Origin of the sequence: Aeromonas sp. A35_P, assembly GCF_002259925.1 — a bacterium.
GTDB classification, from domain to species: Bacteria; Pseudomonadota; Gammaproteobacteria; order Enterobacterales; family Aeromonadaceae; genus Aeromonas; species Aeromonas dhakensis.
Genome location: NZ_NEVB01000030.1, coordinates 1 through 12299, shown reverse-complemented (window position 1 = coordinate 12299; position 12299 = coordinate 1). Strand labels below are relative to the sequence as shown.

9 protein-coding genes and 1 pseudogene are annotated in these 12299 nt (G+C 63.9%); 5 read left to right on the top strand and 5 right to left on the bottom strand.

Annotation, left to right across the window (positions count from 1 at the left end; translation table 11 throughout):
* Positions 1-106: 106 nt before the first annotated feature.
* Positions 107-439, bottom strand: a complete 333-nt coding sequence (locus CAK78_RS02715) for a cupin domain-containing protein (RefSeq protein WP_005306245.1) — start codon at positions 437-439, stop codon at positions 107-109.
* 226 nt (positions 440-665) lie between these two features.
* On the opposite strand from CAK78_RS02715, the gene CAK78_RS02710 reads away from it, so the two are divergent.
* The 5 genes from CAK78_RS02710 (at position 666) to CAK78_RS02690 (ending at position 5927) form a co-directional block, all read left to right on the top strand.
* Positions 666-2024, top strand: coding sequence for an NCS2 family permease (locus tag CAK78_RS02710; protein WP_010635854.1), 1359 nt, complete (start codon positions 666-668; stop codon positions 2022-2024).
* Positions 2025-2263: 239 nt separating this feature from the next.
* Positions 2264-3334, top strand: a complete 1071-nt coding sequence (dhaK, locus tag CAK78_RS02705; protein ID WP_094696288.1) for a dihydroxyacetone kinase subunit DhaK — start codon at positions 2264-2266, stop codon at positions 3332-3334.
* Between the two features lie 9 nt (positions 3335-3343).
* Positions 3344-3973, top strand: coding sequence for a dihydroxyacetone kinase subunit DhaL (gene dhaL / locus CAK78_RS02700; protein WP_005306235.1), 630 nt, complete (start codon positions 3344-3346; stop codon positions 3971-3973).
* 2 nt (positions 3974-3975) lie between these two features.
* Positions 3976-4692, top strand: coding sequence for a dihydroxyacetone kinase phosphoryl donor subunit DhaM (gene dhaM / locus CAK78_RS02695; protein WP_094696287.1), 717 nt, complete (start codon positions 3976-3978; stop codon positions 4690-4692).
* Between the two features lie 152 nt (positions 4693-4844).
* Complete coding sequence (locus tag CAK78_RS02690; RefSeq protein WP_094696286.1) at positions 4845-5927, top strand: glycerol dehydrogenase; 1083 nt, start codon at positions 4845-4847, stop codon at positions 5925-5927.
* Between the two features lie 89 nt (positions 5928-6016).
* Here CAK78_RS02690 and dhaR read toward each other — a convergent pair whose 3' ends face one another.
* From dhaR to CAK78_RS02665, 4 genes and pseudogenes are all read right to left on the bottom strand, one after another.
* A complete protein-coding gene (dhaR, locus tag CAK78_RS02685) occupies positions 6017-7927 on the bottom strand; it encodes a dihydroxyacetone kinase operon transcriptional regulator DhaR (RefSeq protein WP_176452644.1) in 1911 nt (636 codons plus the stop codon).
* 292 nt (positions 7928-8219) lie between these two features.
* Complete coding sequence (locus CAK78_RS02675; RefSeq protein WP_094696285.1) at positions 8220-9080, bottom strand: patatin-like phospholipase family protein; 861 nt, start codon at positions 9078-9080, stop codon at positions 8220-8222.
* Positions 9081-9797: 717 nt separating this feature from the next.
* A complete protein-coding gene (gene ydiK, locus CAK78_RS02670) occupies positions 9798-10883 on the bottom strand; it encodes an AI-2E family transporter YdiK (RefSeq protein WP_176452643.1) in 1086 nt (361 codons plus the stop codon).
* Positions 10880-12205: pseudogene (locus CAK78_RS02665) on the bottom strand (bifunctional NUDIX hydrolase/phosphatase PAP2 family protein); the annotation flags it as partial. The gene ydiK and the pseudogene CAK78_RS02665, both read right to left, overlap by 4 nt.
* Positions 12206-12299 lie beyond the last annotated feature (94 nt).

Here is a 12299-nt window from a genome sequence, read left to right as displayed (position 1 = left end):
CGTCCGCTCCGCCACTACTTAAGAAGCCCAGTCGACAGACTGGGCTTTTTTTCGTTTCCGACACAGTCCTCATTTCCCCCGAAATGCCTCTTTTTCCTCACGCGACTCAGTAAAACACGCAGAGCCAGACGGTGGTCATGTCGGGATGGGTCCACTCGACCCTGTGCTTCTGGCGGGCAGGGATATTGATGTGATCTCCCGGCCCCAGCTGGACCAGCTGCTGTTGTTGGGTTTGCGGATCGATGAACAGCAGGCTGGCTTCGCCCTGCACCACCAGGATCCACTCATGTTCGTCCTGATCGTACCATTCGCCGGGGGCCGTCTGATGGCCGTGGGAGAGAATGCGCTCGATCCTCAGGTGATTGGTACTGACCAGATCCTGAAAGAGTTCGGTAGGGAGTGGCGAGGGGATATCGTTCAGCAAATTGCGGGTGTGCATGGGTATCTCCCGTCTGGCGGCGTGAATGGTTACCTGCAGTATAGGTGGGTCGTTTACGCTCGCAGGGGAAGAGGGGCAGCCTGAACCCGTCATATCTGTGCCCGAACGAGAACGTTCCCTGTGATTTTGATGAAAAAATCAGGGAAATCGCTGCAATCCGGATAAATTCTTGCTATTTTGCGCGCCATTCACGCAAACGATTTCCTTCACACTTTCAGGATTAGTTATGGCAAAGCAAGATATGGCCGCCCAATCAGGGAATGGCGGCTTTCTGGACTCTTATTTTTCCATTTCTGCGCGCGGCAGCAGCGTGCGTCAGGAGCTGGTCGCAGGGCTGACCACCTTCCTGGCTATGGTCTACAGCATCATAGTGGTGCCGAACATGCTGGGTGCTGCCGGCTTTGAGCAGGGGCCGGTGTTTGTGGCGACCTGTTTGATCGCTGCTTTCGGCTCCCTGCTGATGGGGCTGTGGGCCAAGCTGCCGATGGCCATCGGTTGCGCCATCTCCCTCACCGCCTTTACCGCCTTCAGCCTGGTGCTGGGGCAGGGGCTGAGCATTCCGGTGGCGCTGGGCGCCATCTTCCTGATGGGTGTGCTGTTCACCCTGATCAGTGTCACCGGTGTGCGCCAGTGGATCCTGGACAACCTCCCCTCCGGCATCGCCCACGGCACCGGCATCGGTATCGGCCTGTTCCTGCTGCTGATCGCCACCAATGGCGTCGGCATGGTGATCAAGAACGAAGGAGCCGGTCTGCCGGTGCAACTCGGTGAAGTCACCGCCTTCCCGGTCATCATGACGGTGCTGGGTCTGGCCGCCATCTTTGGTCTGGAGCGTCGCAAGGTGCCGGGCGGCATCCTGATGGTGATCATCGCCATCTCCATCCTCGGCCTCATCTTCGACCCGAAAGTGACCTGGCAGGGCTTCTTCGCCATGCCGAGCCTGACGGGCGAGAAGGGCTCTCTGGTAGGCAGCATGGATCTGCTGGGTGCCCTCAATCCGGTGGTTATCCCTACTGTGTTGGCGCTGGTAATGACTGCTGTGTTTGACGCCACCGGCACCATCCGTGCCGTGGCTGGTCAGGCGGGCCTTATCAACGAACGTGGCCATATCATCAGTGGCGGCAAGGCCCTGACCGCGGACTCCGTCAGCAGCATGGTGGCAGGCGCCGTCGGTGGTGCACCGGCTGCCGTCTACATCGAGTCCGCCGCAGGCACTGCCGCCGGTGGCAAGACGGGTCTGACCGCCACCCTGGTCGGCGTGCTGTTCCTCCTGATGATCTTCCTCTCGCCGCTGAGCTATCTGGTACCGGCCTATGCCACCGCACCGGCGCTGATGTACGTCGGTCTGCTGATGCTGGGCAATGTCACCAAGCTGGACTTCAACGACTCGGTCGATGCGCTCTCCGGCATGCTGTGCGCCGTCTTCATCGTGCTCACCTGCAACATAGTCACCGGCATCATGCTGGGCTTCGTGGCCCTGGTGATCGGTCGCCTGTTTGCCGCCGAGTGGAAGAAGCTCAACATCGGCACCGTCATCATCGCCGTGGCGCTGGTTGTCTTCTATGCCGGTGGTTGGGCCATCTAACCCGTCAGCTTATTGCTGTTGTAGCGAAGGGCCCCTGCGGGGCCCTTTTTGTTGGCTGTGAGACGGCTAACAGTTTTGCTCTTATTTGCTCCGCACCGTTTCAGATTGAAACGCCAACCCCTCTTCTGCTGTTTCAAATTCGAACCAAACCGCCCGTCATTTTTATCCTCTTTTCTGCCGTTAGACTGGCTCCATCAACCATTTGCCCACCCGAGCGGTGGCAAGCCAAGGAGTGAGCCATGAAGAAACTGATCAATGCCGTCGATGCCGTGGTCCGTGAACAGCTGATGGGGATGGCCGCCGCCCACCCCGAGCTCAAGGTGCGTATCGAGCCCCACTTCATCACCCGTGCCGATGCTCCCGTGATGGGCAAGGTGGCGCTGGTCTCCGGCGGTGGCAGCGGCCACGAGCCGATGCACGGTGGCCTGGTGGGCAAGGGGATGCTGGATGGTGCCTGCCCCGGCGAGATCTTCACCTCGCCTACGCCGGATCAGATGTACGAGTGCGGCCAGGCGGTCGATGGCGGCGCTGGCGTGCTGTTTCTGGTGAAGAACTACACCGGCGACGTGCTCAACTTCGAGACTGCGGTCGAGCTGCTGCACGGTGATGGTGTCAAGGTGGGGTTCGCCCTCATCGATGACGACGTGGCGGTGAAGGACAGCCTCTATACCGCCGGCCGCCGCGGCGTTGCCACGACCGTGTTGTGCGAGAAACTGGTCGGTGCCGCCGCCGAGGCGGGCTACGATCTGGCGCGCTGCGAGGCGCTGGCCCGCCGCGTCAACAACCAGAGCCGCACCATAGGGGTGGCCATGCATGCCTGCACAGTTCCCGCTGCCGGCAAGCCCTCTTTCACCCTGGCGGACAACGAGGTGGAGTTCGGCGTCGGCATCCACGGCGAGCCAGGCATCGAACGCCGCCCCTTCACCGACCTCAATGCCCTGGTGGAGGACATGTTCAAGGAGCTGGTCGACAACACCCCCTATGGCCGCACCCTGCGTCACTGGGACAGAGCCTCCGGCAGCTGGCAGGAGGAGCACACCTTTATCGAGTCGTTCAACAAGGGCGACCGGGTCATCGCACTGGTCAACAGTCTGGGTGGCACCCCGATCTCCGAGCTCTACGGTGTCTATGGCCGTCTTGCAACCCTGTGCGAAGAGGCGGGCATCCATCTGGTGCGCAACCTGATCGGCCCCTACTGTACCTCCCTCGACATGACCGGCATCTCCATCACCCTGCTCAAGGTGGATGACGAGCTGATGACCCTGTGGGATGCCCCCGTTCACACCCCCGCCCTGCGTCGCGGCTGCTGAGGAATATTCATGTTAAGCAAGCATCAAATCGTCAACTGGCTGCTCGACTGCGAGCACATCTTCACCGAGCAGCGTGACTACCTCACGGCGCTGGATACCGACATCGGCGACGGCGACCACGGCCTCAACATGCAGCGCGGTTTCGCCAAGGTGGCAGAGAAGCTGCCGGCGGTGGCAGACAAAGACATCGGCCAGGTGCTGAAAACTACCGGCATGACCCTGCTCTCCTCGGTCGGCGGCGCCAGCGGCCCGCTCTACGGCACCTTCTTCATCCGGGCCGCGGCGAGCAGCGACGCCTGCCAGAGCCTGACCCTCGGCCAGCTTGGCAAGATGCTGAGCGACGGGGTGGAGGGGATCGTCTCGCGCGGCCGCGCCGAGCCGGGTGACAAGACCATGTGTGACGCCTGGTGGCCGGCCCTGGCCGCCCTGCAGCAGGCGGAGCAGCAAGGCTTGCCGCTGCCCGAGGCGCTGGACAAGGCGGTGGCGGCCGCTGCCGCCGGCACCGAGGCCACCATCCAGATGCAGGCCCGCAAGGGGCGCGCCAGCTATCTTGGCGAGCGCAGCATCGGCCATCAGGATGCCGGGGCCACCTCGACCCTGCTGCTGCTGACCGCCCTGCGCGACAGAGCGAGGTTGTAAACATGATCGGAATCGTAGTGGTCTCTCACAGCGCCCAGCTTGCGGCCGGCTTGAAAGCGCTGGCCGACCAGCTGGGCAGCCCGGCAAAACTGCTGCTGGCGGCCGGAGTCGATGACCCCGACCACCCCATCGGCACCGACGCCATCGCCGTGATGAGTGCGATTGAAGAAGCGGATGACGGCAGCGGCGTGCTGGTGCTGATGGACTTGGGCAGCGCTCTCCTGAGCGCCGAGACCGCCCTCGAACTACTGCCCCCCGAGCTGGGCGCCCGGGTACGGCTCTGCCCGGCCCCGCTGGTCGAGGGCACCCTGGCCGCCGTGGTGGCGGCCGGTTCCGGCCTGACGCTGGATGAGGTCGCCGCCGAGGCGCTGGGGGCCCTTGGCCCGAAACAGGCGATGCTGCCGGGCAAGGCGGAGCCGCAGGCCGTTGAAGCCGCTCCTGCACCCGACGACGGCTGGCTGCGCTGCGAAGTAGTGGTGGACAATCCCCACGGCCTGCACGTGCGCCCCGCCGCCCGCCTGGTGGCCGCCCTCAAGCCCTTTGCCGCCGAACTCAAGCTGCAGAAGGGGAAGAAAGAGGCCAATCCCCGCAGTCTGACCCGGCTCACCATGCTCGATGTGCGCCAGGGGGACACGCTCACCCTGCTGGCACGCGGGGAGGATGCCGAGGCCGCCTTGGCCTGCTTCCAGCAACTGGCAGCGGAGCGTTTCGGCGACTGACCTGCCTGCTTCAAGGCGCTGTGCTCGCTCGCCGAGCCTGCGCAGCGCCACTGTCATGCAAGTAAAAGACGAAGGAGTCCCCGGCACTGCCGCCCCTTCGCCTCCTTTAGTTTCAAAAGAAGTCTTACGAAATAAAGAGAGAGGGATAAAATATGGACCGCATCATCATCAGCCCCAGCAAATACGTGCAAGGCAACGGGGCCCTCGCCAATATCGGCAACTACGTCAAAGCGCTCGGCAGCAAGCCCCTTATTCTGGCCGACGCCTTCGTCACCAAGCTGGTAGGCGATACCGTGGCCACCAGCTTCCACGCGGCAGGCATCCAGCCCGAGTTCGACTGCTTCAACGGCGAGTGTTCCCGCCCCGAGATCGACCGCCTGCTGGCTCGCTGCAAGCAGACCCCGTTTGACGTCATCATCGGCATCGGTGGCGGCAAGACGCTGGATACCGCCAAGTCGGTCGCCTTCTACCAGCAGGTGCCGGTGGTCATAGTGCCGACTATCGCCTCCACCGATGCCCCCACCAGCGCGCTGGCGGTCATCTATACCCCGGAAGGGCAGTTCAGCGAATACCTGATGATCCCGACCAACCCCAACATGGTCATCATGGATACCGGCGTGGTTGCCCGTGCCCCGGTGCGGCTGTTGGTCTCCGGCATGGGGGATGCGCTCTCCACCTACTTCGAGGCGCGCGCCAACAAGGTGTCCGGTTGCCAGACCATGGCCGGTGGTGCCTCCACCCTGGCGGCGCAGGCCATCGCCGAGCTCTGCTACCAGACCCTGCTGGCCGATGGCTACAAGGCCAAGCTGGCGGTGGAGCAGGGGCTCTGCACCAAGGCGGTGGAGAACATCATCGAGGCCAACACCTATCTGAGCGGTATCGGCTTCGAGAGCAGCGGGCTGGCTGCCGCCCACGCCGTTCACAACGGCCTGACCCAGCTGGCCGAGTGTCACCACCTCTACCACGGCGAGAAGGTGGCGTTCGGTACCCTGGTGCAGCTGGTGCTGGAGAATGCGCCCATGGCGGAGATCGAGACGGTGCTGGGTTTCTGCCGCTCCATCGGCCTGCCCACCAACCTGCACATGATGGGGGTCAAGGAGCTGGACATGGCGCGCCTGATGGAGGTGGCCAAGGCCTCTACCGCGGAAGGGGAGACCATCCACAACATGCCGTTCAAGGTCACCGCCGAGGATGTGCTGGCGGCCATCGTCACCGCCCACCAGCTGGGGCTGTAACGACCAGCCAGCTTGCCATAGAAAAGGCCCCGCCACTGCGGGGCCTTTTTCATGTTCTGCGAACCGGTATGCAATGGCTCGGGCCGGCGTCAGCCGTGGTAGTCGGCGGGGTCGATCTCGAGCAGTTTCAGCCGTCGCCAGAGGGTGGTGCGGCCGATCCCCAGCTGCTGGGCCATCTGGCTCACCTGCCCCTTGCAGGCGTGGGCGCAGCGCAGGATGGCCTGGCGCTCCAGCTCTGCCAGCGTGAGCAACGGTTGCCCTACCACCTCGTCCGCCACCCGCTGATAACCGTGCCGGATGGCAGCGGGAAGCGCCTCCGGCGGGATTGGCCCCTGACCGGCATGAAGCAGGGCATGCTCGACGGCACTGCGCAGCTCCCCCAGGTTGCCGGGCCAGGGATAGGCGAGCAGGCAATCGAGGGCCGCCGGGCTGAACTGGCGCACCGGCTCGCGCCCCTGCGCAGCCAACTGCTGGCTGATGAGGCCGGGCAGATCGGCGCTGCGCTCGCGCAGGCCTGGCAGCCACAGTTCGCACGCCTGCAGGGCATAGAGCAGCTGGCGGCCGAAGTGCCCCTCCTGCACCAGCTGCTCCAGCGGGGCGCTGCTGGTGGCGATGATCCGCACCTTGAGCGGCAGGATACGGGCCGAGTCGAAACGCTGCAGGCGGCCAGTCTTGAGCAGTTGCAGCAGCGCCGCCTGCATGGGGGCAGAGAGGCACTCCACCTGCTCCAGCACCAGGGTGCCGCCGTGGGCCAGTTCGAACTTGCCGGCCCGCTCCTGTCCTGCCTCATCGGAGCCCATCAGCTCCAGCGCCATCCGCTCGCTCGGCAGGGCCTGACAGTTGAGGGTGATGAGCGGCCCGGCGGCCCGTTCGCTGCCGAAGTGGATCGCCTCCGCCAGCTGGGCCTTGCCCACCTCCTCCTCGCCGCGCAGCAGGATGGGCCCCTGACTCTGGGCCGCCTGCCGGGCGTAACGCAGCAGCTTGCGCATGGCGCTCGATTCGCCCACCAGCGCCGACAGCTCGGGTACCGTCTGGCGCAGCTGACTGATGGCCCGCAGCCGACCGACCGGGTGCAGTAGGGCGATAAAGCTGACCCCGTCCGGCCCGGGTAGTGGCTTGAGGCTCACCAGCGCATTGATAAATTCCCCCTCCTGAGCGCCTAGCTTCTCCAGGGTCACCTCCACATGGCTGAGCGGGGTCTGCCCCTTGATGGCGAGCTGCAACCGCTGGGGCAGCAGCAGGTGCTGCTCCAGCGGCTGACCGAGGCAGAGCGCCGGATCGAGCCGCAGCCGATTGGCCGCCAGCGCGTTGAGGTAGCGCAGCCGACCCTGGGGATCCCAGGCCAGTACGCCGTCATCCATGCCGTCGAGCAGGGCGTAGAGTTCGCTCAGATGGTGCTGGGACTCCTGCATCAGGGTCTCCATCTGCAGCAGGTGGGCCAGTTCGCGCCCGGCGCTGACGGTGAGCGCCAGATCGCCGGCGCTCGCCTCCTCCACCTTGCAGGTCAGCGCCATGATGGCGACCTGACGGCCGTTGCTGTTGTAGACCGGGCTGGCGCAGCAGTGCCAGGGGTGCAGGGTCTGGTTGAAGTGCTGGGGGCCGCTGACGCAGAGCGGCACTCCCTCCAGCGCCGCCAGGTTGATGGCATTGGTGCCGATGCGCCCCTCGCTGAAGAAGGCGCCAGGGCCAAACCCCAGCGCCGCCAGCTCGCGCAGGGTTTCGGGGTGACCGGTCTGGGCCAGCAGGCAGCCACTCTCGTCGGTGAGCAGCAGGGCGCAGGGGCGCCCCTCCATGAATTCGTAGAGATCCTCGAGTGCCATCTCGCCGGTGGTGAGCAGGTCCCGTTTGCGCTGGCGCAGGCTCTGCAGGGTCTGCCCCTTGGCACTGTGGGGCGGATGCCAGAGGGTGGCGCTGGTCTGGTGGGCGCAGCGCAACCAGGATGCCTGCAGATAGTCAGGCCAGTCCCGGGCTGGCGGCATGGAGGCGGACAGGATGGTCACGACAAGATCCGGCAAAGAGACGAACGCCCATTTAACCACCCTTGCCGGCCCGATTCAGTGACCTGCCTCAGAGGGATGGCAAACCATCCTTGGCGGGAGCGGGGTCGGCAAATTGCAACTCAAGCCAGCGGCAGAAGGCGCGACACTCCGGCATGGTCTCGCTCTCCTGATGCATCAGCAGATGCCACCGCGGCCCCTTGACCCGATGGGAACAGAGCGGTCAGCGGGATGTTAAAGGGTGAAATGCCAGCAGGAGTGGATACGGCGGTATCCGCTCCCAACCTGGTTGCCGCTAGGCGGCGCGTGCCATTCTGGCTGCGCGAAGTACGCTTTGGTGCCCGAACCAGTAACCCTGCAGATAACCGGACTCCAGCTTGGACGGGTCGCGGGTAAAACGGGAGACCGGAAAATCGGCCGGTGGTGCGATCACTTCGATCTCGCAATCGGCGGGTGGCGTCTCGATAAAATCGAGAGCGCGGTTGTAGGCTACGTCTCTTGCCAGCATCGCCTGCGCCAGCGCCGGTTGGGTTTTCAGTAACGCTTTGACCATCCAGCAGAAACGGGCCGGTTTCTTGCGATAGCCGCGAGGTTCGGAAAGTACCACCGTCATCCGGCGGGCGCCGCGCCGATAAGCCTCAAGTACGGGTATGGAGTCGCTGATACCTCCATCCGCCATGGGGTGGCCATCGACCATCGGGGTTTCGTGCTGCACCATTGGCAAGGCACAGGTGGCGGTCAGTACCTCGTCCATATTGTCCGGGCGTACTGGCAGGTAGACGGCCTCCCCGGTTGCTACCGCCGTGGTAACCGCATAGAAAGGAATGCGGCAGGCGGAGAAAGTGTCGAGGTCGAGAGGGAAGCGGTAACGACTGGTTCGCCAGAGCCAGCTGACATCCACCAGATCGCCGCCCTTGACGAAGCGCAGCGGGTCGAGAAAGTCGCTGCTGCAAGCCAGTTCGGTGATGATGTGATGGCTGCGGCGTGGTTGCTCGCTCAGGTAGGAGACCAGATTGGTCGCGCCGGCCGAGACACCCATGACGAAGTCGAACGGGTAGTGGTGGCTTTCCACGAAGGCATCGAGCACCCCACTGGCGAAGATGCCGCGCATGGCGCCTCCCTCGACAATGAGTGCACTGGTAGCAGAAGAGAACATGTGAAGGCTCCGTCAGCGGTAACAAATCCGGGGGCACCCCCGATCGATGATGGACGCCTTCATGCCGGGCACCAAGACGCCTGCTGGACAGTTCGGTCAGCCAGGCTGCGCCGATACCGTGAAACGACAGCCAGTATATGCAGCAAATAAACCTGCAAAAAATGAATTTAAATAATAAATTTCATGCCTTTTTGGCATGCTTTACACCACCCAAAGCCAGCTGCAGGGTTGGTCGCTGTACCTGTCCACTCAAGGCAAGCCAGGGCTGAAGGTCGGGATCACCGGATTGTAGTGAGAAGACTGATAATCAAGATCCACCGCCCTCAGAAGCGGGTCGGAGAGCTCGAACAGCAGACACCCCGGCAGAATCATTTGTGTGAGAGGGGGGAAGTTACGCAGCCAGAGCTGCAGCAGCGAACAATCCTGCTGAATTGTGGCGTTGGTGATCCTTGTGGGTGTTGCAGAAGTGGAGGGGGAGTGGAGGTCGATACGCTGATAGGCGGTGAGGTGGGTCAGCTCTTTGTGCGGCCCCTGCTCAGTGAACCGCTCGCAGAGTCGATCAGACTTTGCTAATCGACTCGGCATGAGACGGTTATATGTGGTGCGTGCGGGTTACGAGGGTCAGCCAATCTGGCACGATTGCCATATGCAAAGAGCCGCCCATCGGGCGGCTCTTTGCATCAGCCATGGTGGCTGAATCGCCTTTTTACTGAATCGTTATTGGGCCTTGGGTGGTTCAACCGCAGTGGCTACCGGTTGTTCACCTTCCTTGATCCAGGCATCCAGCAGGGTGTAGCCCACTGCCAGCAGCACCGGGCCGATAAACAGGCCGATGATCCCCATTGCCAGCAAGCCGCCGATAACCCCCACCAGGATCAGGATCAGCGGCAGGTCGGCACCGCGCTTGATGAGGAAGGGGCGCAGGAAGTTGTCCATGGTGCCCGCCAGCAGCGACCAGACCAGCAGGAAGGTGCCCCAGGTGGTGTCGCCGCTCCAGTAGAGGTAGCCGACGCAGGCCAGCAGCACCGGGAAGGGGCCGATCTGGGCGACGATCAGCAGGAACATCACCACCACCAGGATCATGGTGTAGGGGATGCCGGCAATCAGCAGACCGATACCGGCCACCGAGGATTGCACCAGGGCGGTCACCACGACCCCCATGGCCACGGCGCGGATCGCTTGTGAAGCGAGCACGGTGGCGTTGTCGCCGCGCTCGCCGGCCAGCCGGTGGGCGAAGCGGCGAATGCCGGTCGCCACCACTTCACCGGAGTGGTAGAGCAGGCCGCAGATGCCGACAGTCAGCAGGAAGTGGACGAACAGCAGCCCCAGGTTGCCCGCCTGGGAGGCGAGCCAGCGGGCGGTCTGGCCGAAGTAGGGGGCCAGCTTGGCAAACAGCACCTGACCACCGCTCGCCAGGATCTGCTGCCAGAAGTCGTAAAGCTTGCCGCCCACCAGCGGCACCTGCTGCAGCCAGAGCAGCTCGGGGGGCGGGGAGTGGCTGATGGTGGTGCCCAGCTCGATCAGCATGGGGGCCTTCTCCGCCACGTTGGCCAGTGCCATGAAGAGCGGAATGACGAACATCAGCAGCAGCACCAGGGTCATGAAGAGGGCCGCCAGGGCGCGCTTGCCCCACAGCAGGCGCTGCACCATCAACATCAGCGGCCAGGTGGCGATGGTGATCATGGTGGCCCATACCAGCGCGGGCAGGAAGGGGCGCAGCACCATGAAGCAGGAGACGATGAGGAGGCTGATAAACAGCACTCCCAGGGTTATCTTGGCTAAATCCACTTTTTTCATATTCATAGCAATCCCTTGTCAGGGCCTGGGCCCTTGGGTAGCGGGTCATTATTCACGAGAGAGAGTATCCACCAGAGACCGGCGCTCAACCAGAGCCCCAGGCAACAATAAAGCAGCCACTGGCCGAGCAGAATGAGCCAGGAGCTGGTCAGCCAGAGTGGCAGCGCCCACCACAATGCCCCCAGCGGCAGGCCACCGAGCAGCGCCAGCAGCGGGGTACGCCAGCCGGCCGGCGCCGTGCGCGGCAGCGGCAACATCATGCCGAGGGTCAGCCCCAGGCTGAAGGTGGCCAGGCCCGCCAGCGCCGAAGATTGGCTCCACCCGGCGGCCAGCGCACAGGCGAGGGTGAGCCCGGCCCAGCTCCACGACTTGGCCGCCAGGTCGGCGAGGCGGGGATACAGGGCCAGCAGCAAGGCGCCAAGCAGCAGACCGGCCGCCACATCCGACAGGAAGTGCACGCCGAGCCAGATCCGGGCCAGTCCGGTCAGGGCGGCCAGCAGCAGGGCCAGGGAGGCACTGCGCCAGGGGTTGGCGGGCCAGCAGGCTCTGAGCAGCACGCCCCAGAACAGCAGCGCAGAGGCGGCGTGACCGCTCGGCATGCCGAAGCCCTGGGCGCTGCCCTGTGTCAGCGCGGGATCGAGATGGAAGGGTCTGGGCCAGCCAACTCCCTCCTTGGCCACTTGCACCAGCAGGGTGAGGGTCAGCATGGCCAGCAGCAGTTGGCGCACTCTGGGCCAGCCCAGCCAGGGCAGCAGCAAGGGTAGCAGGGCAAGCTGAAAGGCGGCTGAACCGAACAGATTGCTGACTTCGAGCCAGCGAGCCTGGGCTCCGAGCCAGGTCTGCAGCTGGTGGATCAGCGGGATTTCCGCCCGGTGCAGTGCGTTGCCTTCACCAGTGAAGTCGGGCAGCCAGAGCACAGGGCTGTCGGGCATGGCGGCCAGTTGGGGGGCCAGCCAGTCGAGCTGGGCCGGGAAGCGGCGTTGATCATCCGGCAACCGGGCCGGCGCGATCAATCTGGCGTTGAGGATCTCGCCGCCCAGATTGGGGGCCCGCAACAGGGAGACGAAGCCAGAACCGGTCTGTGCGCGGATGGGCTCCAGGGTCTGGCAGGCAAACAGCAGGGCGCGCTGCCATGGTCCCAGCTCGGCGATGACCCGGCCCCGCAGACCGGTCTCTTCATACAACTCCCGCAGCGCCGCCTGCTGCGGTGTCTCCCTTGCATCTATGTAGCCGCCGGTCAGGCTGTAGCGGGAGGAGACCCTGTCCTGCACCAGCAATAGCTGTTGTTGATGTTTGACGACGCAAACGGCGGCGCTTGGCGCGGCTAGGCTGTGTTCTTAAAGTGATGAATATATAATCTCAAATCTTCTCAACAACTTAAGACCTATGCAATGTCACGTCGTTACCAGTTGACCGATGCAC

Coding starts and splice junctions, on each gene's coding strand:
- CAK78_RS02715 (WP_005306245.1), bottom strand. CDS start 439: ATGCACACCCGCAATTTGCTGAACGATATCCCCTCGCCACTCCCTACC.
- CAK78_RS02710 (WP_010635854.1), top strand. CDS start 666: ATGGCAAAGCAAGATATGGCCGCCCAATCAGGGAATGGCGGCTTTCTG.
- dhaK (WP_094696288.1), top strand. CDS start 2,264: ATGAAGAAACTGATCAATGCCGTCGATGCCGTGGTCCGTGAACAGCTG.
- dhaL (WP_005306235.1), top strand. CDS start 3,344: ATGTTAAGCAAGCATCAAATCGTCAACTGGCTGCTCGACTGCGAGCAC.
- dhaM (WP_094696287.1), top strand. CDS start 3,976: ATGATCGGAATCGTAGTGGTCTCTCACAGCGCCCAGCTTGCGGCCGGC.
- CAK78_RS02690 (WP_094696286.1), top strand. CDS start 4,845: ATGGACCGCATCATCATCAGCCCCAGCAAATACGTGCAAGGCAACGGG.
- CAK78_RS02675 (WP_094696285.1), bottom strand. CDS start 9,080: ATGTTCTCTTCTGCTACCAGTGCACTCATTGTCGAGGGAGGCGCCATG.
- ydiK (WP_176452643.1), bottom strand. CDS start 10,883: ATGAATATGAAAAAAGTGGATTTAGCCAAGATAACCCTGGGAGTGCTG.